Origin of the sequence: Pantoea sp. MT58 (genome assembly GCF_014495885.1) — a bacterium.
GTDB classification, from domain to species: Bacteria; Pseudomonadota; Gammaproteobacteria; order Enterobacterales; family Enterobacteriaceae; genus Pantoea; species Pantoea eucalypti.
Map to the genome: position 1 here is coordinate 3,032,312 of NZ_CP061083.1, position 24,162 is coordinate 3,056,473.

21 protein-coding genes are annotated in these 24,162 nt (G+C 56.9%); 11 read left to right on the forward strand and 10 right to left on the reverse strand.

Annotated elements, in window-relative coordinates; genetic code table 11:
• Positions 1-37: 37 nt before the first annotated feature.
• Positions 38-2,455, reverse strand: coding sequence for a putative ABC transporter permease subunit YbbP (ybbP, locus tag IAI47_RS14360; RefSeq protein ID WP_003849440.1), 2,418 nt, complete (start codon positions 2,453-2,455; stop codon positions 38-40).
• Positions 2,452-3,138 carry a putative ABC transporter ATP-binding protein YbbA gene (gene ybbA / locus IAI47_RS14365; RefSeq protein ID WP_010259059.1) on the reverse strand — a complete coding sequence of 229 codons (687 nt, stop codon included), beginning with the start codon at positions 3,136-3,138 and terminating at the stop codon, positions 2,452-2,454. Before ybbA ends, ybbP begins: the two co-directional genes overlap by 4 nt.
• On the opposite strand from ybbA, the gene tesA reads away from it, so the two are divergent.
• The 5 genes from tesA (at position 3,106) to IAI47_RS14390 (ending at position 6,892) form a co-directional block, all read left to right on the forward strand.
• A complete protein-coding gene (gene tesA, locus IAI47_RS14370; protein WP_181162210.1) occupies positions 3,106-3,732 on the forward strand; it encodes a multifunctional acyl-CoA thioesterase I/protease I/lysophospholipase L1 in 627 nt (208 codons plus the stop codon). The two genes, ybbA and tesA, sit on opposite strands and share 33 nt — an antisense overlap.
• A gap of 30 nt (positions 3,733-3,762) precedes the next feature.
• Positions 3,763-4,536 carry an SDR family oxidoreductase gene (locus IAI47_RS14375; RefSeq protein ID WP_003849434.1) on the forward strand — a complete coding sequence of 258 codons (774 nt, stop codon included), beginning with the start codon at positions 3,763-3,765 and terminating at the stop codon, positions 4,534-4,536.
• 79 nt (positions 4,537-4,615) lie between these two features.
• Positions 4,616-5,473, forward strand: coding sequence for a co-chaperone YbbN (locus IAI47_RS14380; RefSeq protein WP_003849432.1), 858 nt, complete (start codon positions 4,616-4,618; stop codon positions 5,471-5,473).
• Between the two features lie 58 nt (positions 5,474-5,531).
• Positions 5,532-6,446 carry an SPFH domain-containing protein gene (locus IAI47_RS14385; protein WP_008924925.1) on the forward strand — a complete coding sequence of 305 codons (915 nt, stop codon included), beginning with the start codon at positions 5,532-5,534 and terminating at the stop codon, positions 6,444-6,446.
• Positions 6,446-6,892, forward strand: a complete 447-nt coding sequence (locus IAI47_RS14390; protein WP_003849428.1) for an NfeD family protein — start codon at positions 6,446-6,448, stop codon at positions 6,890-6,892. The genes IAI47_RS14385 and IAI47_RS14390 overlap by 1 nt, the downstream gene beginning before the upstream one ends.
• Here IAI47_RS14390 and cueR read toward each other — a convergent pair.
• Positions 6,880-7,284 carry a Cu(I)-responsive transcriptional regulator gene (gene cueR / locus IAI47_RS14395; protein ID WP_003849426.1) on the reverse strand — a complete coding sequence of 135 codons (405 nt, stop codon included), beginning with the start codon at positions 7,282-7,284 and terminating at the stop codon, positions 6,880-6,882. The two genes, IAI47_RS14390 and cueR, sit on opposite strands and share 13 nt — an antisense overlap.
• Positions 7,285-7,381: 97 nt before the next feature.
• Here cueR and copA point away from each other — a divergent pair, with 97 nt between their 5' ends.
• The 3 genes from copA (at position 7,382) to ybaK (ending at position 11,421) form a co-directional block, all read left to right on the forward strand.
• Positions 7,382-9,895: a copper-exporting P-type ATPase CopA gene (gene copA / locus IAI47_RS14400; RefSeq protein WP_008924923.1), complete on the forward strand. Its 2,514-nt coding sequence runs from the start codon at positions 7,382-7,384 to the stop codon at positions 9,893-9,895.
• A gap of 70 nt (positions 9,896-9,965) precedes the next feature.
• A complete protein-coding gene (locus IAI47_RS14405) occupies positions 9,966-10,769 on the forward strand; it encodes a TraB/GumN family protein (protein WP_008924922.1) in 804 nt (267 codons plus the stop codon).
• 172 nt (positions 10,770-10,941) lie between these two features.
• Positions 10,942-11,421, forward strand: a complete 480-nt coding sequence (gene ybaK, locus IAI47_RS14410) for a Cys-tRNA(Pro)/Cys-tRNA(Cys) deacylase YbaK (RefSeq protein ID WP_003849421.1) — start codon at positions 10,942-10,944, stop codon at positions 11,419-11,421.
• On the opposite strand, the gene IAI47_RS14415 is transcribed toward ybaK, so the two are convergent.
• Positions 11,418-12,287, reverse strand: coding sequence for a LysR family transcriptional regulator (locus IAI47_RS14415; protein ID WP_033742998.1), 870 nt, complete (start codon positions 12,285-12,287; stop codon positions 11,418-11,420). The genes ybaK and IAI47_RS14415 overlap by 4 nt on opposite strands.
• 89 nt (positions 12,288-12,376) lie before the next feature.
• On the opposite strand from IAI47_RS14415, the gene IAI47_RS14420 reads away from it, so the two are divergent.
• Positions 12,377-12,808 carry a multidrug/biocide efflux PACE transporter gene (locus IAI47_RS14420; protein ID WP_003849418.1) on the forward strand — a complete coding sequence of 144 codons (432 nt, stop codon included), beginning with the start codon at positions 12,377-12,379 and terminating at the stop codon, positions 12,806-12,808.
• A gap of 34 nt (positions 12,809-12,842) precedes the next feature.
• Here IAI47_RS14420 and ushA read toward each other — a convergent pair whose 3' ends face one another.
• Positions 12,843-14,579: a bifunctional UDP-sugar hydrolase/5'-nucleotidase UshA gene (gene ushA, locus IAI47_RS14425; RefSeq protein WP_225613890.1), complete on the reverse strand. Its 1,737-nt coding sequence runs from the start codon at positions 14,577-14,579 to the stop codon at positions 12,843-12,845.
• A gap of 587 nt (positions 14,580-15,166) precedes the next feature.
• On the opposite strand from ushA, the gene ybaL reads away from it, so the two are divergent.
• Positions 15,167-16,861: a YbaL family putative K(+) efflux transporter gene (gene ybaL, locus IAI47_RS14430; protein ID WP_003849412.1), complete on the forward strand. Its 1,695-nt coding sequence runs from the start codon at positions 15,167-15,169 to the stop codon at positions 16,859-16,861.
• 223 nt (positions 16,862-17,084) lie between these two features.
• Here the strand turns inward: ybaL and IAI47_RS14435 are convergent, their stop codons facing one another.
• The 4 genes from IAI47_RS14435 to IAI47_RS14450 all read right to left on the reverse strand — a co-directional run bounded on the left by IAI47_RS14435 (position 17,085) and on the right by IAI47_RS14450 (position 21,152).
• Positions 17,085-18,386: an inosine/guanosine kinase gene (locus IAI47_RS14435; RefSeq protein ID WP_003850408.1), complete on the reverse strand. Its 1,302-nt coding sequence runs from the start codon at positions 18,384-18,386 to the stop codon at positions 17,085-17,087.
• 58 nt (positions 18,387-18,444) lie between these two features.
• A complete protein-coding gene (gene hemH / locus IAI47_RS14440) occupies positions 18,445-19,404 on the reverse strand; it encodes a ferrochelatase (RefSeq protein WP_003850410.1) in 960 nt (319 codons plus the stop codon).
• 113 nt (positions 19,405-19,517) lie between these two features.
• A complete protein-coding gene (gene adk, locus IAI47_RS14445; RefSeq protein WP_003850412.1) occupies positions 19,518-20,162 on the reverse strand; it encodes an adenylate kinase in 645 nt (214 codons plus the stop codon).
• A gap of 105 nt (positions 20,163-20,267) precedes the next feature.
• On the reverse strand, positions 20,268-21,152 hold the full coding sequence (locus tag IAI47_RS14450) for a DUF6024 family protein (RefSeq protein ID WP_008924918.1): 885 nt from the start codon (positions 21,150-21,152) through the stop codon (positions 20,268-20,270).
• A gap of 189 nt (positions 21,153-21,341) precedes the next feature.
• Here IAI47_RS14450 and IAI47_RS14455 point away from each other — a divergent pair, with 189 nt between their 5' ends.
• Positions 21,342-22,211, forward strand: coding sequence for a LysR substrate-binding domain-containing protein (locus tag IAI47_RS14455; RefSeq protein ID WP_003850416.1), 870 nt, complete (start codon positions 21,342-21,344; stop codon positions 22,209-22,211).
• A gap of 33 nt (positions 22,212-22,244) precedes the next feature.
• On the opposite strand, the gene htpG is transcribed toward IAI47_RS14455, so the two are convergent.
• Positions 22,245-24,119: a molecular chaperone HtpG gene (gene htpG, locus IAI47_RS14460; protein ID WP_008924917.1), complete on the reverse strand. Its 1,875-nt coding sequence runs from the start codon at positions 24,117-24,119 to the stop codon at positions 22,245-22,247.
• Between the last annotated feature and the right edge of the window lie 43 nt (positions 24,120-24,162).

Genomic DNA, 24,162 nt, shown 5'->3' on the forward strand with positions numbered 1-24,162 from the left:
TTAAAGGCGGCCTCATGCCGCCTTAGTCAGCCCTGCCTTATGCCGCATCAAACTTCCTGAACAACGCCTTCCCTTTCAGTAACCGAATCCCAAGCCAGCCACCGCACAGCGATAACAGCAACGCGCCGCATAACGGCAGTGCCAGCCATAATGTCCAGTCAGGCTGCCACGGGAAATCGAAAATCTTTGTCTGTAATCCCCATAGCGCCGCTTCTGCTCCCATCGCGGCCGCCACGCCCGAGACGACGCCGAGCAGGGCAAACTCACACCACAGCGTGGTGCGTAGCAGTCTTTTGCCCGCACCCAGCGTGCGGTAGACCACCAGCTCCTGCCTGCGTTGCCGCATTCCGACCTGAATCTGCGCCAGCAGCAGTAACACACCGCAGGCAGTGACCAGTACCACCATGATCTCCAGCGCCCGGCTGACCTGCGTCAGTACCTGACCGATCTGCTGCATGATGCTGCCGATATCCAGCAGACTCAGCGCCGGAAAAGCACGATTCAGCTGCGCCAGCAGAACCGGATTCGCCTCCATGCGGAAGCTGGTGAGCCAGGTCTGCGGCTGGCTGTCGAGCGCCCCCGGCGGGAAGATAAAGAAGAAGTTCGGCTTCAGGCTTTCCCAGTCCACTTTACGCAGGCTGGTAATACGTGCGCTGAACGTCTGCGTATCGCCGTCGAACGTCAGGGTATCGCCGAGCTTCAGCCCCAGCCGATCCGCCAGTTCCACTTCCATCGACACTTCACCCGCTTTTGGTGGCCAGTTGCCTGCCACCAGCGGATTGTGATCCGGGCGATCGGCCAGTTCCGTCAGGTTGAGCTCACGGTTCAGGGCGTTATCCAGCTTCGGATCGGCCGGTTTGCCATTGAGTTCACTAAGCCGTACCCGCGCAATCGGGTAAAAGGTCCCGGGCGTGATCTGATGCGACTGCAGGAAGTCACGCACCTGCGGCACCTGGTCCGCCGTCATGTTCAACAGGAAGAAGTTCGGGCTATCCGCCGGTAACTGCTGCTGCCAGCGGTCCAGCAGATCGCCACGCATTACCAGCAGCAGCGCCAGCAGCATAAACGACAGTGAAAAAGCGGCGAGCTGGCTCAGCGTCATGCCAGGCTGGCGCAGCAGCCGGTTGATCGCCAGCCGCAGCGCCAGATTGCGCACCACCAGCCGACGCAATAGAAGCAGAGTTCCCCAGCCGAGTAACGCCAGTAATCCTGCCAGCACCACCACACCCGCCAGCAGCGCCCAGAGCATTTTACTGCCGCCGACAAGCAGCGCTAACAGCGTCACGACCACCGCAATCATCACTGGAATATAGAACTTCAGCGGCCAGAGGTTTGCCACGGCATCGCGCCGCAGCACCCGCAGCGGCTGGGTTGCCAGCAGCAGACGATAGGGACGCAGTCCCACCAGCAGCGAAATCACAAATAATGAACCCACTGCCCAGATCCATGGCCAGACGCTGGCTGCCGGTAAGCTGGCAGGCAATACCGGTTTCAGCATCGCCATCAGGATCGCTTCCACGCCCTGCCCCACCAGGCCACCGGCAATCGCCGCCAGCAGCAGCACCGCCAGCCACTGACCGATGATTAAGCGCTGCAACGCGCCGTGCGTCGCACCCAGGGTTTTCAGCACCGCCACCAGATCGTAGCGGCTGCGGCAGTAGTGACTCATGGCGACCGCCACGGCTGCAATCGCCAGCATCAGCGTCAGCAAGGCCGAGAGCAGCAGGAACTGCTGCGCGCGCTGCATCGAACGGCCCAGCGCATCTTCCGCGTTCTCCACGCTGATCCAGCGCTGATCCGCCTTCAGCTGCGGCTCAATCCAGCGGTCATAGCTGGCCAGCTGGTCAGGATTACCGGAGAATTTATAGCGCCAGGTGATGCGGCTACCCGGCTGAATCGCACCGGTTTTCGCCGCATCTGCCAGGTTAATCAGCAGACGTGGCGCCATCTCAAACGGGTTAAAGCCGCCATCCGGCTCCTGAATTACCTCGCCGCTGATGCGCAGCTGGGTGTCTCCCACTTCCAGCGTATCGCCCACTTTCAGATTGAGCAGCGCCATCAGGCGCGGTGCTGCCAGCGCGGTGCCTGCCTGCGGTCTCAGCCCCGGAGGTTGCGTCTGTAAGGTGCCAAACATCGGATAGCGATCATCGACCGCTTTGACTGAGGCGAGTTGTGGCGACTGCCCGGCAAAGGTCATGGTCATGAAAGTCAGTTGAGAACTGACCGTCAGGCCGTTTTCCTTCGCTTTTTCCAGCCAGGCTTCCGGGGCAGCATCAGTGCTACGCAGCGTGCGGTCACCCGCCATAAAATCACGACTCTGCTGATTCAGCCCTTTTTCCATGCGATCGCTGATTGAGCCCAGCGCCAGTACACAGGCTACCGCCAGCGTCAGAGCCAGCCAGACGATCAGCAGCGAGGGGGAGCGCCACTCGCGCCAGAACCAGCGCCAGATCATTGCTCCTCCCACAATTTTCCGTCACGCAGCCGCAATCGACGGTCGCAACGCGCCGCCAGCTGTTCATCATGCGTCACCAGAATCAGCGTGGTGGCGAAGTCGCGATTAAGAGAAAACAGCAGGTCGGCAATACGGTCACCCGTTTTACGATCGAGATTGCCGGTGGGCTCATCGGCAAACAGCAGGCCCGGACGACCGCTGAAGGCGCGGGCCAGCGCGACCCGCTGCTGTTCCCCGCCGGACAGCTGGGCGGGCAGATGATGCAGACGCTCACCCAGCCCGAGTAGCGTCAACAGTTCACGCGCCTGTTCGCGGCTCTGGCGATCGCTGTCGCCGCGCAACAGTGATGGCAGTTGAACGTTTTCCTGCGCATTCAGAGTCGGTACCAGCATAAATGACTGAAACACAAAACCAACCTGCCGGGCACGCAGTGCTGCACGCTGCTCTTCATTCATCTGGTGCAGCGGCTGACCCAGCAGATGGACTTCACCGCTGCTGCCATCGTCCAGCCCGGCCAGAATGCCCAGCAGGGTAGACTTGCCGGAACCCGACTCGCCAATCAGCGCAATGGTCTCGGCTGGTTTGACAACCAACTCAACTCCGGTGAGGATGGTTAACTGATGCTCTCCCTGACCGACGGACTTAGTAAGATGATGAACTTCAACAATGTTTTCCGCTGGCATTATCCCTTCCTGTTATTGATTCTTCTGCTGGTATCCCGTCTTGCTGCTGCAGATACCCTGATGGTGCTGGGCGACAGCCTGAGTGCGGGCTATCGCATGTCTGCCACTGCGGCCTGGCCCAGCCTGCTTGATAAGCAGTGGCAGCAGAAACCGAAAGTGGTCAACGCCAGCATCAGCGGTGATACTGCTGCCCAGGGACTGGCGCGACTGCCTGCGCTATTAAAACAGCATAAGCCGCAATGGGTGTTAATCGAACTGGGCGGTAACGATGGTCTGCGCGGTTTCCCGCCCGACGCTATCGCACAGAATCTGAGTAAAGTGATCGACGATGTTAAAGCCGCTAATGCGAAACCCTTGCTGATGCAGATCCGTCTGCCCGCCAACTATGGCCGCCGCTACACCGAGGCGTTCAGCGGCATCTATCCGGAGCTCGCACAGCAGCATGCCATTCCTCTGGTGCCCTTTTTTATGGAGCAGGTCTATCTGAAACCCGAATGGATGCAGCAGGATGGTATTCATCCGAATCCTGATGCTCAGCCGTTTATCTCTGCGTTAATGGCAAAAGAACTGGCCCCCTTAGTTAAGCAGCCGTAACGCGCCAGGATGCGCAAATAGGGTAAATAAATGCAAAAAACTATTCTTATTACAGGTTGTTCAAGCGGCATTGGCCTGGTCGCCGCCCACGATTTACTGGCGCGAGGTTACCGGGTGATCGCCGCCTGCCGCAAAGCCGACGATGTCGCGCGTATGAACACGCTGGGTTTTACCGGGCTACAGCTCGATCTGGACGATCCGCAGAGCGTGGATCAGGCAGCAGATGCGATACTCGCGTTATGCGATAACCGTCTGGATGCGCTGTTTAACAACGCCGGGTTTGGCCTCTATGGACCGCTTCGTACCCTCTCCCGTCAGCAACTTGAACAGCAGTTTTCCAGCAACTTTTTCGGTGTACATCAATTAACGCTGCGGCTGTTACCTGCGTTACAAGCCAGCGGCGATGGCCGCATTGTGAATACCAGTTCGGTGCTGGGACTGATCTCCACGCCAGGCCGGGGCGCGTACGCTGCCAGTAAATATGCACTGGAAGCCTGGAGCGATGCACTGCGGCTGGAAGTGCGCAGCAGTGGCATTCGGGTCAGTCTGATAGAACCGGGACCGATTGAGACACGCTTTACCGATAATGTGACGCAGGGCGAACAGCATAATCCGGTGCGTAACCCCGGCATCGCGGCACGCTTCACCCTGCCACCGGAAGCCATTCTGCCTAAACTTCGTCATGCACTCGAGAGTAAACATCCACGTTTACGCTACCCGGTGACACTGGTCGCACACGTAATGAGCCTGTTGAAACGGTTACTGCCTGGCTGGATGCTGGATCGCATTTTGCGCAGCCATTAATCAGGCCTGCGTAATAGCGCTTGAAGCCGGGCCAGTTGGCCCCATATTCTTAGAACACTTTTTGCAAAGAGACTTATCCATGTCACCACAAGCTTCTATCATCGACATCAACGAATCTAACCTGCAGCAGACCCTTGAGCAGTCGATGCAGCTGCCGGTGCTGTTCTACTTCTGGTCTGAGCGCAGCCAGCACTGTCTGGAGCTGACGCCGGTGCTGGAGCGTCTTGCCCAGGAGTACGCGGGTCAGTTTATCCTCGCAAAGCTGGATTGTGACAAAGAGCAACGGGTGGCCTCGCAGTTTGGTCTGCGTTCAATTCCGACCGTCTACCTGTTCCAGGATGGCCAGCCGGTCGACGGCTTCCAGGGACCACAGCCAGAAGAAGCGATCCGCGCCCTGCTGGAAAAAGTGCTGCCGCGCGAAGAAGAGCTGAAAGCGCAACAGGCGATGGCGCTGATGCAGGAAGAGAAACCGCTGGAGGCGCTGCCACTGTTAAAAGATGCGTGGCAGTTGAGCAACCAGTCCAGCGAAATTGGTTTCCTACTGGCGGAGGTGCTGATTACCCTGAACCGCAGCGATGAAGCGGAGGCAGTGCTGAAAGTGGTGCCGCTGCAGGACCAGGATACCCGTTATCAGAGCCTGATGGCACAGATCGATCTGCTGAAACAGGCTGCGGATACGCCGGAGATTCAGCAGCTGCAATCCGAGCTGGAAGCGGACCCGACTAACGCCGGACTGGCTGCTAAACTCTCGTTACAGCTGCATCAGGTGGGTCGTAATGAAGAAGCACTGGAACTGCTGTTCAGTTTCCTGAAATCTGATCTTAATGCCGCTGATGGCCAGGCGCGTAAAATGCTACAGGAAATTCTGGCCGCGCTGGGAACCGGCGATGCACTGGCTGCGCGCTATCGTCGCCAGCTCTACTCCCTGCTGTATTAAACAGCAGTACCACGGGCCGAAGCGACTCGGCCCGTTAATCTGACAATGCGGAGGTTGTATGATTACTGTTATTCCTGCCCTGATTATCCTGGCACTGGTAGCGGTCTGGGCGACCGTTAAAATCGTGCCACAAGGTTTTCAATGGACGGTCGAGCGCTTTGGCCGTTATACCTGCACCCTGCAGCCAGGATTAAGCCTGGTAGTGCCGTTCATGGATCGTGTCGGTCGTAAGATCAACATGATGGAACAGGTACTGGATATTCCCTCGCAGGAGATCATTTCTAAAGACAACGCCAACGTCACCATCGACGCCGTCTGCTTTATTCAGGTCGTTGACCCTGCGCGTGCCGCCTATGAAGTCAGCAATCTTGAGCAGGCTATCCTGAACCTCACCATGACCAACATGCGTACTGTTCTTGGCAGTATGGAGCTGGACGAAATGCTGTCACAGCGCGACAGCATCAACACCCGCCTGCTGCACATCGTGGATGAAGCGACGAATCCGTGGGGCGTTAAGATCACCCGCATCGAGATTCGTGACGTGCGTCCGCCGCAGGAACTGATTGGCGCGATGAATGCGCAGATGAAAGCGGAGCGAACCAAACGCGCCGACATTCTCACAGCCGAAGGTGTACGGCAGGCGGCAATCCTGCGCGCTGAAGGGGAAAAGCAGTCGCAAATCCTTAAAGCCGAAGGTGAACGTACGTCGGCATTCCTTCAGGCAGAGGCGCGTGAGCGTCAGGCTGAGGCAGAAGCTAACGCCACGAAAATGGTCTCTGAAGCGATCGCAGCAGGCGATATTCAGGCGATCAACTACTTCGTGGCACAAAAATACACCGATGCGCTGCAAAAAATCGGTGAGGGGAATAACAGCAAAGTCGTCATGATGCCGCTGGAGGCAAGCAGTCTGCTGGGTTCAATTGCAGGCATCGGTGAACTGCTGAAGGACTCACGCACTGAGTCGAAACGCTGATGCTGGCCGACATTATCGCGCACCCGCACTGGTTCTGGCTGACGCTGGGTGGATTACTGCTGGCGGCTGAGATGCTGGGCACCAGCGGTTATCTGCTGTGGAGCGGTCTGGCGGCGGTTATTGTCGGCCTCATTGAATGGTTTATGCCAGTGAGCTGGACGGCACAGGGCTCCCTGTTTGCCGCGATGACGCTGGTGTGTGTTTTTTTGTGGTATCGCTGGATGCGCCACCGCGAGGCGCATCAAAAACCCAACGCTCTGAACCAGCGCGGCAGCCAGATGATCGGGTTGCAGCTTACACTGGATACCGCCCTGCACAACCGCACCGGCCATGTGCGCATCGGGGACAGCAGCTGGCGTGTTGAGGCAGATCGGGATCTGCCTGCGGGCACAGCGGTGGTCGTGGTGGGTGTTGAGGGCATCACACTGCGTATTCAGCCACGCTGACCGCAGCATCCGGCCAGATTATTGATGATGGGACACTCGGCACTGTCATCGCCGGGACAGGCGTCCGCCAGCGCCAGCAGGCGTGCGCGCATGGTATGCAATTCTTCAATGTGGGCCGCGATTTCATCAGCTTTCTGCAGCGTGCGGGCTTTGACATCAGCACTGTGGCGCGAGGGATTATTGAAAAACGCCACCAGCTCACGACACTCATCCAGCGTGAACCCCACCTGACGCGCCTGACGTAACAGGTTTAGCTCGTCAATGTGATGACCGCTATACGTGCGGTAACCATTTTCACTGCGCAACGGCGGTGTCACCACGCCTTTCTCTTCGTAAAAGCGAATCGCCTTGCTGGTCAGCCCGGTCTTTTTCGCCACATCGCTGATGTTCATTTGCATCCCCTTGACCTTCCCCTTGATGGAAGGTTTATGCTTAAGCATGAATCGGAACTGACCAATTCGTCAAATGGGATTACAGAAGGAGTTGATTATGTCACACACTATTTCCCTGGCACTCGACGGCTTATCCTGCGGTCACTGTGTCAAACGCGTCAAAGAGGCACTGGAACAACGCGACGATGTTGATTTGGCTGAGGTCACTCAACAGGAAGCGCAGGTTTCTGGTCAGGCGGATGCGGCCGCGCTGATTGCTACTGTGGAACAGGCGGGTTATCACGCCACGCTGAAAACAGCAGACGCCTCCCCAAAGTCTGAACCGTTGACAGCATCGGAGCCGCCGCCGGAGGCGCTGACAACGGAGACCGCTTCTCATCCGGCAGAAAAAGCGTTGCCTGCCCATATGCTGCTGATTGAAGGCATGACCTGTGCCAGTTGCGTCAGTCGTGTTGAAAAAGCGCTGCAGCAGGTTACCGGTGTCAGCCAGGCACGGGTCAATCTCGGTGAACGCAGCGCGCTGGTGCTGGGTAATGCTGACCCGCACCAGCTTGTAGCTGCCGTCGATGCCGCAGGTTACGGCGCACAGGTCGTTGATGACGAGCAGGAGCGACGTGAAAAACAGCAGCACAGCGCTCGCCGTGCCATGCGGCGTTTCAGCTGGCAGGCTGCTGTCGCCCTGGCGTTTGGCGTGCCACTGATGATCTGGGGCATGGTGGGCAACAACATGATGCTCACCGACAGCAACCACACCACCTGGCTGGCGCTGGGCGTCGTAACCCTGCTGATCATGGTCGTGACCGGCAGCCACTTTTATCGCAGTGCCTGGCGCAGTTTACGCAATGGCAGCGCCACCATGGATACGCTGGTGGCACTCGGCACAGGCGCCGCCTGGGTCTACTCCTTTAGCGTGGTGCTGTGGCCCGACTTTTTCCCGCCGCAGGCACGCCATCTCTATTTTGAAGCCAGCGTCATGATTCTGGGACTGATCAATCTGGGGCATGCGCTGGAGCAGCGGGCGCGTCAGCGATCGTCTAAGGCGCTGGAACGCCTGCTTGATCTGACGCCGGCCCAGGCGCGGCTGGTCGATCAACAGGGTGACCGGCTGATCCCGGTAAGCGACGTCCAGCCTGGCATGACGCTGCGCCTGGTCACCGGCGATCGGGTTCCGGTCGATGGTGAAATCGTCACGGGTGAAGCCTGGTTTGATGAAGCGATGCTTACCGGCGAAGCAGTGCCGCAAAGCAAAAATCCGGGTGCGGCGATCTTCGCCGGCACGCTGGTGCAGGACGGCTCGGTTGAATTTACCGCACGGGCCACCGGGAATCACACCACCCTGTCGCGCATTATCCGGCTGGTACGTCAGGCACAGAGCAGCAAACCGGATTTGGGGCGTCTGGCCGATCGTATCTCTGCTGTTTTTGTTCCGGTCGTGGTGCTGATTGCACTGCTCAGCGGCGCAGTGTGGTATCTGTTCGGGCCACAGCCACACATCGCTTACATGCTGGTAATCGCGACTACCGTCCTGATTATTGCCTGCCCCTGTGCGCTGGGACTGGCGACACCGATGTCAATTATTGCCGGTGTTGGACGTGCCGCTGAACTGGGCGTGCTGGTCCGCGACGCCGATGCCCTGCAGCGCGCCAGCCAAATCGACACGCTGGTGTTTGATAAAACCGGTACTCTCACCGCCGGTAAGCCGCAGGTCAGCGAGGTGCTGGTCTGGGGTGATGCCAGCCGTGAATCCGTGTTAGCGACTGCGGCCGCGCTGGAGTTTTCCTCGGGTCATCCGCTGGCGAAAGCGATTGTCGCTGAAGCGAAACTGACGCAACCGCCTCAGTTAGCGCAATTTCGTACAATACGCGGTAAAGGGGTCAGCGGTATTCTGGATGGCAGAACGCTGCTGCTGGGTAATGCTGCACTGTTACACGACAGCGGCATTGATTATCAGGTGGCAGAAGCAGAGATTGCGCGCCTGACACAACAGGGGGCAACGCCGGTGTTACTGGCGGAACAGGGCCAGCTAACCGGTTTGATTGCGCTCCGCGATCAGCTTCGGCCAGAAAGTGGCGCCGCCCTGAAGCGGCTGCATCAGCAGGGTTATCGCCTGATTATGCTGACCGGTGACCATGAAAATACCGCGCGCGCCATTGCAGCCGAAGCCGGTATTGATGAAGTCATTGCTGGCGTGTTGCCGGATGGCAAAGCGGCTGCCATTGAAGCCTTACAGCAGCAGGGCCGCCGCGTTGCGATGGTCGGTGATGGTATCAATGACGCGCCTGCGCTAGCGCAGGCCGAAGTGGGCATTGCCATGGGCGGCGGCAGCGATGTCGCCGTGGAAACGGCAGGCATTACATTAATGCGTGCCGACCTGAACAGCGTGGCGGATGCGTTAGCGCTCGCTTCTGCGACACTGCGCAATATCCGGCAGAACCTGTTTGGCGCATTTATCTATAACAGCATCGGTATTCCGGTGGCTGCGGGTGTGCTCTATCCGCTGACCGGTACTCTGCTTAGCCCGATTGTGGCGGGTGCAGCGATGGCGCTCTCCTCTATAACGGTGGTCAGCAATGCAAACCGCCTGCTGCGTTACCAACCGCCGCGCCAGTAATCGCCTTTTCAGCGCTGTTTTTCGTTCTCTGAAGTCGCTAGCATGGCGTTTTGAACCGCAAGGATTGGGAATGACAGGCAACATCTGGCGCTCACTGCGCGGCTTTATCAGCCAACTTTTTCCCGCCAGTTACCGCTGGCCTGCGATGGATGTCCGGCTTGGCGATCGTCAGTTGCATCTGGTGGGCAGCATCCATATGGGAACGCGCGACATGCAACCGTTGCCGCCGCGCCTGCTGCATCTGTTGCAGCAGGCGGATGCGCTCATAGTGGAAGCGGATATTACGCAGGGTGGATCACCCTTTGATCACCGGGGCGATCGTCCAGCACTCACGACACGGCTGGAGAGCAGTACGATGCAAACGCTCACCGCACTGTGTCAGGAGATGAGTCTCAACCTGAGCCTGCTGGATAACCTGCCCGCCTGGCAGGTGGCGCTGATGTTACAGGCACAGCAGGCGCAAAGACTGGGATTGCGACCTGACTACGGCATCGATTATCAGTTGCTGCAGGCAGCAAAAGATCTGAACAAGCCGGTGATTGAACTGGAAGGCGCAGATGCACAGATCGCCCTGCTGACCGCACTGCCGGATGACGGTATGGCGCTGTTACAGGACACACTGCTGCACTGGCATACCAATGCGCGACTGCTGCAGATGATGGTGAGCTGGTGGCTCGATACGCCGCCACGCCAGCCGGAAATTACCCTGCCCGCCACGTTTAGTCAGGCGCTGAATGATACGTTGATCGGTCAGCGCAATGCGCAATGGTGTGGCAGCCTGCGAGGGCTCGCGGCAGGAAACTATGTGGTCGCGGTCGGCGCGCTGCATCTGTACGGCGAAGCTAATCTGCCTGAGATGCTGAAGAAGCCCTGAAAAAAAGAGAGCCGATAATGTTATCGGCCCGTCAAAGAGGAATTTGTTTATGATTTTGGTTATCGCCAGCAATCAGATTGCGGGCGCGAGGCCAATTTTACGCAAAGAACAAAATTTCGCCACCTTTTTCAATGGATCTGCGCAATAAGATTTTTCTTAGTAAGGAGCCCGTATGACGCCCGCCGTAAAATTGCTGGAAAAACAAAAAGTCAGCTTCGTCCTGCACCCCTATGAGCATGACAGTCACGAAACGCATTTTGGTGATGAAGCCGTGCGCAAACTCAATCTGGATGCGCGGCAGGTGTATAAAACGCTGCTGGTGGCGCTGAATGGCGAGGCGAAACAGCTGGCGGTGGCGATTACGCCAGTTTCGACACAGCTGGATCTCAAGAAGGTGGCAAAAGCGCTGGGCGCGAAGAAAGCAGATATGGCCGATCCCCAGCTGGCGCAGCGGGTTACCGGTTATCTGGTGGGCGGTATCAGTCCACTGGGGCAGAAAAAACGGCTGCCTACGGTGATTGACCATTCTGCCCGCGCGTTTGACGCCATGTTTATTTCAGGCGGTAAGCGTGGACTGGATATCGAACTGGCACCACAGGATCTTTCGCGGCTGCTGGACGCCCCGTTTGCGGATATCGCCCGCCACGATTAAACCCGTGGCTGGGCGCAAAGCTGATCGATCATCCAGCGGCCCGCCGGGCCAGGTGGCGTGCGTCGCGACCACACCACCTCAATGGCGATATGCTGCGGCCAGCCCGGCATCGACAGCTCTTTCAGGACGTCATGTCCAAACTGCTTCACCAGCCAGCGCGGCAAAACAGTCCAGCCAAATCCCTGCTCCGCCATCTCTAACAGCAGTAAGTACGTGGGTGCCGACCAGATTCGTCCCATCGGCGCGGGTTCAGAGGCCTCAACCCAGGTGTTTAGCCGCAGGTGACGAACGCCTTCCAGCTCGCTTTCGCTGACGGTACTAAGCTGCGCCAGCGGATGATCGCGATGTAAAAAGACGGCCATCTGCGCTTCAACCTGCAGTCGTGCTACCGCAATATCCACCGGCAGATTAGGCTGTGCCCGCACCACACCCAGATGGACCCGCCCGGCCTGCAGCAGATCCAGCACATCGCCATCCTCGGCAATCATGACCTCCAGTTCAATCTCCGGATAACGGGCATCAAATTGCCTGAGCAGATGCTCGTGGTGATCGGTTTGCCAGAAATCGGACATAGCAAAACTCAGCCGGGGCTCAACGCCCTGCGACAGACGTATCGCCAGCGCATCCAGCCGCTCACTGGCGGCGAGGATTTGCTGAACCTGAGGAATAACACGGCGTCCCTGCTCGGTCAGGATGGGTTGACGACCGGCGCGATCAAACAGCACGAAACCGAGATCATCTTCTAAATTTGCCACTGCTGCGCTGATGGTGGACTGACTTTTACCCAGCGCGCGCGCCGCCGCAGAGAAAGAACCGCTCGCCACGGTCTGCATAAAAGCCTCAAGGGATTCCGGGGAGTAACGCATCTGAACCATCGCTTTTTTCGATAGGTGTTCATTTTATCTTAGCATTCTGACGTGTGAAAATGCGCCGCATTATTCAAGGAGAATTAACAATGCGTACCCGCTCAATTAAAGAACGTATTCTTCATGCTGTCTGCTTTGAAACGCTGGCGATTCTGACCGTTTCGCCGCTGGCGGCATGGGTGATGAATAAGCCGCTGTTTCAGATGGGATCGCTGGCGATTATGCTCTCAACGGTCGCGATGCTATGGAACATGATTTATAACAGCGGATTTGACAGGCTCTATGCGCCGGGCCAGAAACGCGGACCCGGCGTGCGTGTGTTACATGCACTGGGGTTTGAAGGCGGATTTATCCTGATTGGTCTGCCGATTGCCGCCTGGATGCTGGATATCTCCCTGGGTCAGGCATTGCTGGTAGAAGTGGCCTTTTTCCTCTTCTTCCTGCCCTACACCATGGCCTACAACTGGGTATGGGACAAACTGCGCGAGCGCTGGATTAGACGTCACTCCTGCCAGGCGTAAGAAAAAAGGGAGGCGCAAGCGCCTCCCGGTGAGTTCAATGCGTACGGGCTGTTTCATTCCCCCACGGCCAGATCCACGCCAGAATCATTTTTGGATAGTTACGCTTCCGCGCTTTTTCCGCTGCTTCATCCCGTGCCCGAATCTGCTCATCGGTCAGGTGCACAATCTGCTCTTTCGGCTGATAGTCGCTGGCTTTCACTGGCGAATGCGCCTTAATGAAGTCGCGCAGCACCTGCGCATCAACGGCTCCACTGTTGGCATACCCGGGGTGATTATCCAGACGCGGGTAACCGTCGCCACCTGCTGCATTGAAGCTGTTGGTCGCCATGCGATAAATCTGCGTGTCCTGCAGCGGTTTACCGTTAATGCTGACGTTGCTGACCTGCTTACCGTCGGTGGTCAGGCTGATGCCGGCAAACTGCGCGTAGCCGCCTGAATCAGGCTGAATATTAGCAACGACATCCAGATATTTTTTGATCTCCGCACCGGTCAGGGTGACCGAAACCACCTGATTGCCAAATGGCTGAACCTGCAACAGGTCACGCCAGTTCAGCTTGCCTGCTTTCAGTGAGGTACGAATACCGCCACCGCTCATCACCGCAAAATCGGCTTTGGTGAACGCCATCTGGGCGCGCAGAATCAGCTGGCCCAGATTCGTCTGCTCAAAGCGAACCTGCTCTTTTTCACCACTGAAATTGCCGTCAGCGCTGCCAACATTCACGATTAACTTCGCCTCTGCACGTTTCTGGAACGGCATCAGCAACTTCATCATGGCGGTGTTTTTCGGGATCTCTTCCTGCCAGGTCAGCCAGGTTTCGCTGCCATCTGCATTCTTTATCTTATGTTTGAGGTTAACCGGCACCAGCTGATAAGCCTCCAGCGTCACCTGACCATTACGGAAGGTGAAGTCGCCGCGGCCGACATATTTGCCCCACTTGTCAGCCTGCATAATCCAGATACCATTTTGCTTATCCGGCTCACACGGCTGGCCTGGCTGATAATTTTTTACGCTGACGTTCTCTTTTTCCATGCAGACCGCATCATGCGAATGACCGCCGACAATCAGGTCGATCGTTCCGGCAGGCAGGCTGCGCGCCAGCGTGACATCACCTATGCCGTTGCTGCCGTGTTTACCGTCGTCATAGTGGCCCAGATGGGTCAGCGCGACAATCACGTCCGGCTTCTCGGTGGCGCGCAATTCAGCCACCGCTTTCACCGTTTCAGCGACCGGATCGCGGAACTCGGTATCTGTCAGTCCGGCCGGATTAGCCAGTTTCGCCGTGTCCGGGGTGATAAGCCCGACCACCGCGATCTTTAATCCGAGACGGTTGAATACCGCCCAGGGTTTGAACAGGCGCTGACCGGTGCTTTTTTGATACACGTTGGCGGCCAGTAGCGGGAATCTCGCCCACTGTTCCTGCTTACGCAGGACCGCGATCGGCTTGTCAAATTCATGGTTGCCCAGCGCCATCGCATCATAGCCAATGAGATTCATCGCGCGGAAATCGGGTTCAGCGTCCAGCTCATCGGACTCCGGCACGCCCGTGTTCACATCACCGGCAGAGAGGATCAATGCGCCGCCGCCGCGGGACTGAACATCGTAGCGCATGGTATCCATCAGGGTTTTCTGCGCGGCCAGGCCATACTCACCCTGTTCATTAAACCAGAAGTGACCGTGCTCATCGTTGGTGTGCAGCAGACTGAAACGATAGGTGCGATCGGCCTGGGCGGCCTGTGAAAACAGCGGCATCACGGCCACCAGCAGTGCCATGCCCACCCCTGTCCATTTAGATAACAACACTGTGACTCTCCTTAATTTATCTTCTGGCCCGACTTTCTGCCGCTTTGCCCCACTGTGTCGCACATTCCCCCGGCGAACTCAAGGCCAATGCACATTCATCTGCCTGACACGCCCTGATCTTTTTATTTCTGATCCGCCTTTGATGAGCAGGACAGCCCTGCAAAGCGGCGTTAGTGCGATAACGCGCTTTACCAGTGACCCTGTCCGGTTATTGGTGGAGAGTGCAGATACAGGCAGTAAACGCTATTGCTGACCTCCCTGCTGACTGCTGTAAAAAGTGCCGCTGACAGAATTTAACTGCTCTGCACACACATTTATCTCTTTTTCACGCCAGAACGGCATCATTTACTGCATCTGATATTTATTTCTCATCCCCTGGTCTGAAGCGTCAAATCAGTGAATATTGCGGATAATGAATAAAAACACCCACTCAACTGTACATTTGACTTTTTTTCGTGGTTTTTTAAGGTATTCCCGCAAATTGCTCAGCGAAAGAATAGATTTTGTTTTAAACTCATTTGTTACAAGCGGACACATTTGTATACAAGGAGACAGGCATGCATCACACCACACCGCTGATCACTACCATTGTCGGAGCACTGGTTCTGGCATTTCTCCTTGGGATGCTGGCAAATCGCCTGCGAATTTCTCCCCTGGTCGGCTACCTGATAGCTGGCGTGCTGGCCGGTCCCTTTACTCCCGGCTTTGTTGCAGATACGAATCTGGCCCCTGAACTGGCAGAACTCGGCGTTATCCTGCTGATGTTTGGTGTCGGCCTGCACTTCTCGATGAAAGATCTGATGTCGGTAAAGTCGATCGCCATTCCCGGTGCCATCGCACAGATCGCGGTCGCGACGTTACTGGGAATGGGATTATCGTGGACGATGGGATGGTCATGGATGACGGGCCTGGTGTTTGGTCTGTGCCTCTCTACCGCCAGTACCGTGGTGTTACTGCGCGCGTTAGAGGAGCGACAGCTGATCGACAGCCAGCGTGGACAGATAGCGATTGGCTGGTTGATCGTTGAAGATCTGGTGATGGTACTGACGCTGGTGCTGCTGCCTGCGATTGCCGGCATGATGGAACAGGGTAACGCCAGCGCCGGACTGCTGGTCTGGGACCTGCTGTGGACGATTGGCAAAGTCGCCGCCTTTATGGTGCTGATGATGGTGGTGGGACGCCGTGCTGTGCCCTGGATTCTCGCCCGCAGCGCCGCCACTGGCTCACGCGAGCTGTTTACACTGGCGGTGTTAGCACTGGCACTGGGCATCGCCTTTGGTGCGGTTGAATTCTTTGATGTGTCGTTTGCGCTGGGCGCTTTCTTCGCCGGTATGGTGCTGAACGAGTCGGAACTGAGCCACCGCGCTGCGCGCGATACCCTTCCACTGCGCGATGCGTTTGCCGTACTGTTCTTTGTGTCGGTCGGCATGCTGTTTGACCCGTCGATTCTGGTCACGCAGCCGCTGGCGGTGCTGGGCGCGCTGGTCATTATTGTGGTGGGTAAGTCAGTCGCTGCCTGGCTGCTGGTGTCGCTGCTTGGCCATTCGCGTCGTACGGCTCTGACCATTTCGGTCAGCCTGGCGCAGATTGGTGAGTTCGCCTTTATTCTGGCCGGCCTGGGTATCTCACTTGGGCTGCTGAATGATGAGGGCCGCAATCTGGTGCTGGCCGCCGCCATCCTGTCGATTATGCTGAACCCGATTCTGTTTACCCTGCTTGAGCGTTTCCTGGCGAAAACGGAGACGATGGAAGAGCAGACGCTGGAAGAAGCAATTGAAGAAGAGAAGCAGATCCCGGTCGATTTCTGCAATCACGCCGTGATTGTGGGTTATGGCCGTGTTGGCAGCCTGATTGGCCAGAAGCTGCTTGAAGCCAATGTTCCGCTGGTGGTGGTTGAGAATTCCCGCACGCGTGTTGAAGCACTGCGCGAGCAAGGCATCAAAGCCGTGCTGGGAAATGCGGCTCGCGCGGACACCATGGAACTGGCCCGACTCGACTGCGCCCGCTGGCTGTTGCTGACCATCCCGAATGGATATGAGGCGGGAGAAGTGGTCACCGCCGCGCGTGAAAAACATCAGAATATCGAGATTATCGCCCGCGCTCACTATGACGATGAAGTGGAGTACATCATGGAACGTGGCGCCACTCGCGTGGTGATGGGTGAGCGTGAGATTGCCAGCAGTATGCTGCAAATTCTGCAGGATGAGATGACGCAGGGCGAGGATTTACAGGCCTGCGACGTAGTGCGCTGATTAAGTCTGGCCCGTATAGCTGTGATACCGAGACGGCACAGGGAACAGGTTCAGATCGGAAAGACGCAAAAGCCGTCATCCATGACATGCTCGGCCCGCGCCGTCCTGGCGCGGGACGCTTTCCTCTTCTGACCCTGTTCCCTGCGCGTTGAATTAATCCATTGCTGTCAGATTCACCCTCATTTAAGTTTGCAAACTGTCTGCCGCCCTGTGGCGACCCGCTTTACCGATCCCAGTAAGACTCTTCCAGACTGTCTTCCCGCTCCGGCAGGCCGCGGGTTAAACGCGGCGAATGCTGATTCAGCACCTGATAGCTGACACGGTTGGCATATTTACACACCTGCGCCAGCGACGAATAGGTCAGATACGGACGCGCATGTTTGCTGGAGTTAGGCACATTCAGGCTGTGATAGTTATTGGCGGTGATGTCATGCAGTAACGCCGCCAGCGCCCCATCACCGGCACCGTTGGTGTTCATGATCTTTTCCGGTCCGCCCATATAAGGCGCGATGTGCGAGAAAACACGCAGCGGCTGCTGGCAATCCTGCTGGCGCATTACGCGGCTGAACTCGTACTGGTTGAACTCAGCAATCGCACCCGGCAACAGCGGATGATTGGTTTTACGTTTGAACTCGTCTTCGGTGTAGCCCGCCATGTAAAGCCCAATCGGGCCGGCGGTGCAGAGCACCAGATCCACCCAATCCAGCGCCATATTGGAAGCGAGCAGTGGATCGGCTTCGCCGGTCAGCGCCAGCGCTTCCTCTTCATTCATGGCCACAATGCTGACATGATCACGCAGGAAGTCCCGCCAGAACTCAGGATTATCGCCAATCACATGCTTGGTGCCCAGCGTCAGCACCACCGGCACGTTGTGACGTTTGGCATACTCAATCGCCCGTAACGTCGCCTGCGGCATCGGCTCACCTTCGGCGCAGCGCACCAGGTAAGAGGTCAGTACCAGGGCAGAGGCACCGGCAATCACCTCTTCCGGCACGTTATCCGGATGTAACTGGTTCATCTGGCCTGGGCTGATAGCAAACGTTCGCTCGCCATGTTCACCAATCAGCGTAAAGCAGCGGCCAATAGCGCCATCGACACCCTGCAGATAGTTGAGATCGACCCGGCTTGACGTGTTACAGAGATAACGATAGGCGTAGCCGCCAATCTGGATGTTATTGCACATAACACCCAGCAGCACCGAGCGGTCATCAGCCAGTACCGAGAAGTTATGCAGCGTGTTACCGATGGTGCCACCGGCAAACTGATGGGTGATCAGCGCTTCGCGCATCAGCTCGTTATAGAGCGCTTCCGCGACGGCATTATCGATGACCAGCGAGTGCCCGGCACTCAGGCCGTAGCGCTCAAGAAAAGCGTCATCGACTTTTGCTTCGATATCCACCAGCGTCTGGTCGATACCCACCACCCAGCTGCCGGCATCAACGTCGTGTTGTGCGGGTTGTAACAGGGGATCGCGTGCGCTGACGGGAAAGTAGTGTTTGGATTTGCGTTTGCCGGGAAATTTCATCGGGAGGTGCCGTCTGGAAAAACAGGCGGAGAATGATATCACACTCTCCGCCTGCGCTTTAACGGCGTGCGTCGACCAGTTGCGCCATCATGTCGATATGCGCCTCATCGGCGTTCAGCGCAGGGATATACTCAAACTTCTCACCACCGGCATGCATGAAGATCTCGCCGTTTTCGCCACTGATCTCCTCAAGCGTCTCCAGACAGTCAGAGGAGAAGCCCGGACTCATCACCTGAACATGCCTGATCCCTTTGGCGGGCAGGCTTTCCATGGTTTTGTCGGTGTAAGGCATCAGCCAGGGTTCACGACCAAAACGTGACTGGAAGGTCATCATGTACTGACCGTCACGCAGACCCAGTGCTTTAACCAGGGCCGCAGTGGTATCCGCACAGCGCTGCGGGTAGTCATCGCCTTCGTTGGCAAAACGCTGCGGAATGCCGTGGAACGATAACACCAGCAGATCGGGCTGACCGTGCCGCTCAAATGAGCGCTCCACCGTCGCTTTCAGCGCGGCGATATAGGCCGGATGCTCGGCATAGTCGCGAATAAACTGCACGTCAGGCAGCGAACGGTAATCTTTGAATACGGCGGTCAGACCATCCCACACTGAGGCCACAGTGGAGCAGGAGAATTGCGGGTAGAGTGGCAGCACAATCAGGCGGGTCACGCCCTGCGCCATCAGCTTATCGACTGCACTTTTCAGGCTCGGGTTACCATAGCTCATGCCCAGCTCGACGGGCATATCAACACGGGCCGCCAGGGCATCGCGCTGACGCATGCTGTAAACCAGTAGCGGTGATCCCCCTTCCATCCAGACCGATGCGTAGAGTTTAGAGACGCGTGGCGAGCGAAACGGCAGAATGACAGCATTGAGAACCGGCCACCAGAGCCAGCGCGGCGCATCAACCACGCGCGGATCGCCTAAAAATTGTTTCAGATAGCGTTTAACTGCAGGTGTGGTTGGGGCGTCTGGCGTACCTAAATTTACCAATAACACGCCGGGCTTATCTTGCCTCATTGGAGTTCCTTGATGACAGCGGGGATGCGTGAAAACGGGGAAATTGTAGCGGAATTAGTGGGAGGTAAAATCGATTACTGCAAAAGGGGCCAGTAATACCGGCCCCGTTGAGCTTAGCCGAGGATCTTAGCCAGCTCAGCACTCACTTCGGTCACCTTACGGGTCCCGTCGATTTTGTGATAGGCGGTGTTGCCCGCTTCCGCTTCTTTGCTGTAGTAAGCAATCAGTGGCGCGGTCATCTGATGGTATTCCACCAGGCGCTTACGCACGGTCTCTTCCTGATCGTCTTTACGCGTGGTCAGCTCTTCGCCGGTCAGATCATCTTTGCCTTCCACTTTCGGTGGATTAAAGGTGACGTGATAAACGCGGCCAGATGGGGTGTGAACACGACGGCCCACGATGCGTTCAACAATCAGTTCGTCCGGTACGGCAAACTCCAGCACGTGATCAACCTTGATCCCGGCCTCTTTCATTGCATCTGCCTGAGGAATGGTGCGCGGGAAACCGTCCAGCAGGAAACCGTTTTTGCAGTCTTCCTGAGTGATACGCTCTTTGACCAGCGCAATCACCAGCTCATCGGTCACCAGTTTGCCAGCATCCATAATGGCTTTCGCCTGGTTGCCCAGCTCGCTGCCTGCTTTTACTGCTGCACGCAACATGTCGCCGGTGGAGATTTGCGGAATACCGTACTTCTCCATGATGAATTGGGCCTGAGTCCCCTTACCTGCGCCCGGAGCTCCGAGCAGAATAATACGCATTGCGTAAATCCCCTTGCGAATCGCATTGATCTATCTTAGAAGCGGAAGAACATACCATTATGACCCGCTCATCACAAGGAAGGGCGCGGATCGCGCAGGGTGACTTTAGCGGCTTTCTGGCCCTGACCCCGACCCGCCCGGCCTGACTGACGCTTTTTCAGATTTACCACCTGCGCTGAGCAGAAATTGCAGTCGCCGACTCAGATGATGCGTCATATTCACGCTTTTTTTGCCGCTGCCCCGCACGTTAGCATTCAGCTGCAGCCTCGCCAGCTGCGGCCATTTCACCACATCGTCCGCATCTGACAGCGCAGAGATCAGCGAGGCCGGAACATTAAAGCTGGCGAACGGCAAACCAGGCTGATGACAGGAGTTCAGCGGCAGTGGGGATGACAGGGAAAGCGCATCGACGGTGGCAGCATTGTAGGGGCGCCACAGCGGATCGTCGAAGCGGCGCAGCGCCTCGTACGTGGCGTTAAGAGTCAGTCCCTGTTCAAATAGCCGCAGTTCGCTGCGCACCAGCGTACTGAAGTCATGGGTCCGCAACGCTACCAGCACCAGATCGCTACAGATTTCAGCGTGCCGATCCAGCCGGGTTACAAACAAATGGGATTCGTCGATCAGTCTCTGATGCAGCACGCTGGCGAAGCTCTCGCTCGCCTCAGTCACGCCCTGATTCTGGCAATCCTGTAAGGGACGTACGCGGCCATTCGGCAATTCGATATGTGGGACCAGCATAATGCTGCCTGCTATCAGCGGAATCGCTGGCAGGTTACTAAGTTCAGTGATCGGATAACGCGAGGCGTAGCGCTGCTGATTACGTGCCTGCTCCTGACGCAGAAAAAGCTGAGAAAGCAGGACCTGCGCTACATGCAGTGAGGGCGCGAAGAAGAGATCGAATTGCTCCAGCCGGTAAAAGCGTGAGAGCGCCAGGCGTAACCGATGGCGCGCCTCTGCTGACGTTTCAGAGGATAAAGGGCTGTGAGCCATGGTTGTCTCGCTTCAGGGAGTGTGCGGCGTGAGCGCAGGTTAAGCGAGGCGGAATATCGGTGAAAAAAAACACAGATATAAGGCTGAGTCAACCCGCCAGAATTTGCTTTACAGAGTAGAGGAATGCGGCTGGACATTAAAATGATATAAATTAACAATCCCTGTTAGGTTTCTGCACAGGAGATAGGGATGAACGGACTGCCACCACTCAGAGCGCTGCACTATTTTCACCAGGCAGCCTTACACAGCAGCTTTAGTGTGGCGGCTGAACATCTGCATGTGACCCACAGCGCCATCAGCCATCAGATTCGCCAGCTGGAGAGCTGGATGGGTAAGCCGCTGTTTGTCCGTAGTCATGGCCGCGTGAAACTGACCGCACACGGCGACCGGCTGCTTCTGAGCTGTCAGCAGGCATTCAGTGAGTTACGCAGCAGCTGCGAGACTATTCGCACCGGCCTGCTTCAGCAAATCCGCGTCTCCTGTGCTCCCAGCTTTTTGTCACAATGGCTGATCCCCCGAATCGCCAGCTTTTACCAACGCTATCCGGAGATTGAAGTTCACTTTCTGCCGCTCGCTGAGATCGCGCAACTGCGCAGCGAACATGTGGATGTACTGATCCTCAGCCATGGCGATCCACCTGAACCCGATTTAGACGCCACGCTGGTCAGCGAGGATGAGATTGGACCGCTTTGCGCACCGCATTTTGCCACGCAACTGCGGGTCGGAGAGGATCTGGTAGCACTGCCTCTGCTCCATGCAGATACCCGACGGCACGCCTGGTCAGAGTGGGCGGTCCAGACCGGAGTCAGGGGTCGCTTTAATAGCGGTAAACATTTTGAGACGCTGTCGCTGGGCATTCAGGCCGCACGAAGTGGTCTGGGTGTTCTGATGGCACCGCGTTTGCTGGTTCGCAAAGAGCTGGAAGATGGCACGCTGATCGCCCCGCTGGGCTTTGTTCCCGTGGAGCGTGCGACCTGGATGATGACGAAGCAGAGCCGTCGTCAGGATACAGAGATCCGTGTGTTTCGTGACTGGCTGCAGGAGGCCGCACAGCCATAAAAAAAGCCGGTGATAATCACCGGCCTTTAGCCGTTATGCCGTCAGCAGCTGGTTCATGCGGCGGATAAACTGGTTTGGATCGTCCAGCGTACCGCGCTCTGCCAGCAACGCCTGATCCAGCAGCAGCTCAATCCACTCACCGAAGCGTGCTTCATCCTGCGTATCCGCAACACGTTTCACCAGCGGGTGATCCGGGTTGATTTCAAACAGGTACTTCACTTCCGGCACTTCCTGTCCGGCCGCCGCAAACAGCTTCGCCATCTGCGTGGTCATCTCGTTGGCATCGGTAGTCACAATCGCTGGCGTGTCGGTCAGACGATGGGTCAGACGCACCTCTTTCACGCGTTCGCCCAGCAGATTTTTCACACGCTCAACAAATGGCTCCAGCGCTTTTTCCGCTTCTTTCTGCTCTTCGGTCTCTTCATCCGCCAGCTTGCTCAGCGACTCATCCGCTTTGCTGACCGACTGGAAGGTCTTACCGTCGAACTCAGTGAGGTAGCTCATCATCCATTCGTCGATGCGGTCAGAGAGCAGCAGCACCTCGATGCCTTTTTTGCGGAACAGCTCCAGGTGCGGGCTGCTCTTCGCAGCGGCATAGCTGTCAGCAGTGATGTAGTAAATCTTCTCCTGACCTTCCACCATGCGGCTGACGTAGTCTTCCAGTGAAATGGTCTGTGCTGAACCTTCGCTCTGGGTGGTGGCGAAGCGCAGCAGTTTCGCAATCGTTTCCTGGTTGGCGTTATCTTCCGCCGGCCCCTCTTTCAGCACCAGGCCGAACTCATTCCAGAAGGTCTGGTATTTCTCGTTGTCATCTTTCGCCAGTCTTTCCAGCATCTGCAGAGTACGCTTCGTCAGCGCAGCACGCAGGCTCTGGGTCACGCGGCTATCCTGCAGGATCTCGCGGGAGACGTTGAGCGGCAGATCACTGGAGTCAATCAGACCACGCACAAAGCGCAGGTAGTTCGGCATGAACTGCTCAGCATCATCCATGATAAAGACGCGCTGCACGTAGAGTTTCAGGCCATGCTTCTGATCGCGGTTCCACATATCAAATGGCGCACGCGCCGGAATGTAGAGCAGGCTGGTGTACTCCTGCTTACCTTCCACCCGATTGTGGCTCCAGGCGACCGGATCGCTGTAGTCATGGGCGATATGTTTGTAGAACTCGTTGTACTCGTCGTCGCTGATCTCAGCTTTGTTGCGGGTCCACAGCGCCTGGGCTTTGTTGATTTTCTCCCAGTGAGTTCCCTCGCCCTCTTCATCTTTGCTCTCGATCTCAACCGGCAGCGCGATGTGATCGGAATATTTGCTGATGATGCTGCGAACGCGCCATGCGTCCAGGAACTCATCTTCGCCTTCGCGCAGATGCAGCGTGATCTCAGTACCACGATCGGCTTTCTCGATCTCAGCCAGGGTATATTCGCCCTCGCCCGCAGATTCCCAGAACACACCTTCATCGGCAGATGCGCCCGCAGCGCGGGTACGAACGGTGACTTTATCTGCCACGATAAAGGCAGAGTAGAAGCCCACACCGAACTGACCGATCAGCTGGCTGTCTTTAGCCTGGTCGGAGCCGAGGGATTCCAGGAAGGATTTGGTGCCCGATTTGGCGATAGTGCCGAGGTTCTCAATGACCTCATCGCGACGCATACCGATACCATTGTCGCTGAGCGTGAGGGTACGGTTGTCCTTATCAACAGAGAGACGAACGCGCAGCTCGCCGTCACCTTCATACAGGCTGGAATCTGACAACGCGCGGAAACGCAGTTTGTCTGCCGCATCCGAGGCATTGGAAATCAGCTCACGCAGGAAAATCTCTTTGTTTGAATAGAGAGAATGGATCATCAGGTGCAGAAGTTGTTTTACTTCCGACTGAAAGCCACGGGTCTCTTGTCCTTTCATGGTCATTGCTACCTCAACAAAACAGGTTGAACAAACGTTGTTGAGGTTG

Excerpts from the sequence above, each read along its gene's own strand:
- IAI47_RS14435 (WP_003850408.1), bottom strand. The coding sequence starts at position 18,386 with ATGAAATTTCCCGGCAAACGCAAATCCAAACACTACTTTCCCGTCAGC.
- IAI47_RS14450 (WP_008924918.1), bottom strand. The coding sequence starts at position 21,152 with ATGGCTCACAGCCCTTTATCCTCTGAAACGTCAGCAGAGGCGCGCCAT.
- tesA (WP_181162210.1), top strand. The coding sequence starts at position 3,106 with ATGATGAACTTCAACAATGTTTTCCGCTGGCATTATCCCTTCCTGTTA.
- ushA (WP_225613890.1), bottom strand. The coding sequence starts at position 14,579 with ATGGCACTGCTGGTGGCCGTGATGCCGCTGTTTTCACAGGCCGCCCAG.
- IAI47_RS14455 (WP_003850416.1), top strand. The coding sequence starts at position 21,342 with ATGAACGGACTGCCACCACTCAGAGCGCTGCACTATTTTCACCAGGCA.
- IAI47_RS14420 (WP_003849418.1), top strand. The coding sequence starts at position 12,377 with ATGCGTACCCGCTCAATTAAAGAACGTATTCTTCATGCTGTCTGCTTT.
- IAI47_RS14405 (WP_008924922.1), top strand. The coding sequence starts at position 9,966 with ATGACAGGCAACATCTGGCGCTCACTGCGCGGCTTTATCAGCCAACTT.
- ybbP (WP_003849440.1), bottom strand. The coding sequence starts at position 2,455 with ATGATCTGGCGCTGGTTCTGGCGCGAGTGGCGCTCCCCCTCGCTGCTG.
- cueR (WP_003849426.1), bottom strand. The coding sequence starts at position 7,284 with ATGAACATCAGCGATGTGGCGAAAAAGACCGGGCTGACCAGCAAGGCG.
- IAI47_RS14415 (WP_033742998.1), bottom strand. The coding sequence starts at position 12,287 with ATGCGTTACTCCCCGGAATCCCTTGAGGCTTTTATGCAGACCGTGGCG.
- IAI47_RS14380 (WP_003849432.1), top strand. The coding sequence starts at position 4,616 with ATGTCACCACAAGCTTCTATCATCGACATCAACGAATCTAACCTGCAG.
- ybbA (WP_010259059.1), bottom strand. The coding sequence starts at position 3,138 with ATGCCAGCGGAAAACATTGTTGAAGTTCATCATCTTACTAAGTCCGTC.
- adk (WP_003850412.1), bottom strand. The coding sequence starts at position 20,162 with ATGCGTATTATTCTGCTCGGAGCTCCGGGCGCAGGTAAGGGGACTCAG.
- IAI47_RS14390 (WP_003849428.1), top strand. The coding sequence starts at position 6,446 with ATGCTGGCCGACATTATCGCGCACCCGCACTGGTTCTGGCTGACGCTG.
- ybaL (WP_003849412.1), top strand. The coding sequence starts at position 15,167 with ATGCATCACACCACACCGCTGATCACTACCATTGTCGGAGCACTGGTT.
- ybaK (WP_003849421.1), top strand. The coding sequence starts at position 10,942 with ATGACGCCCGCCGTAAAATTGCTGGAAAAACAAAAAGTCAGCTTCGTC.
- IAI47_RS14385 (WP_008924925.1), top strand. The coding sequence starts at position 5,532 with ATGATTACTGTTATTCCTGCCCTGATTATCCTGGCACTGGTAGCGGTC.
- IAI47_RS14375 (WP_003849434.1), top strand. The coding sequence starts at position 3,763 with ATGCAAAAAACTATTCTTATTACAGGTTGTTCAAGCGGCATTGGCCTG.
- copA (WP_008924923.1), top strand. The coding sequence starts at position 7,382 with ATGTCACACACTATTTCCCTGGCACTCGACGGCTTATCCTGCGGTCAC.
- htpG (WP_008924917.1), bottom strand. The coding sequence starts at position 24,119 with ATGACCATGAAAGGACAAGAGACCCGTGGCTTTCAGTCGGAAGTAAAA.
- hemH (WP_003850410.1), bottom strand. The coding sequence starts at position 19,404 with ATGAGGCAAGATAAGCCCGGCGTGTTATTGGTAAATTTAGGTACGCCA.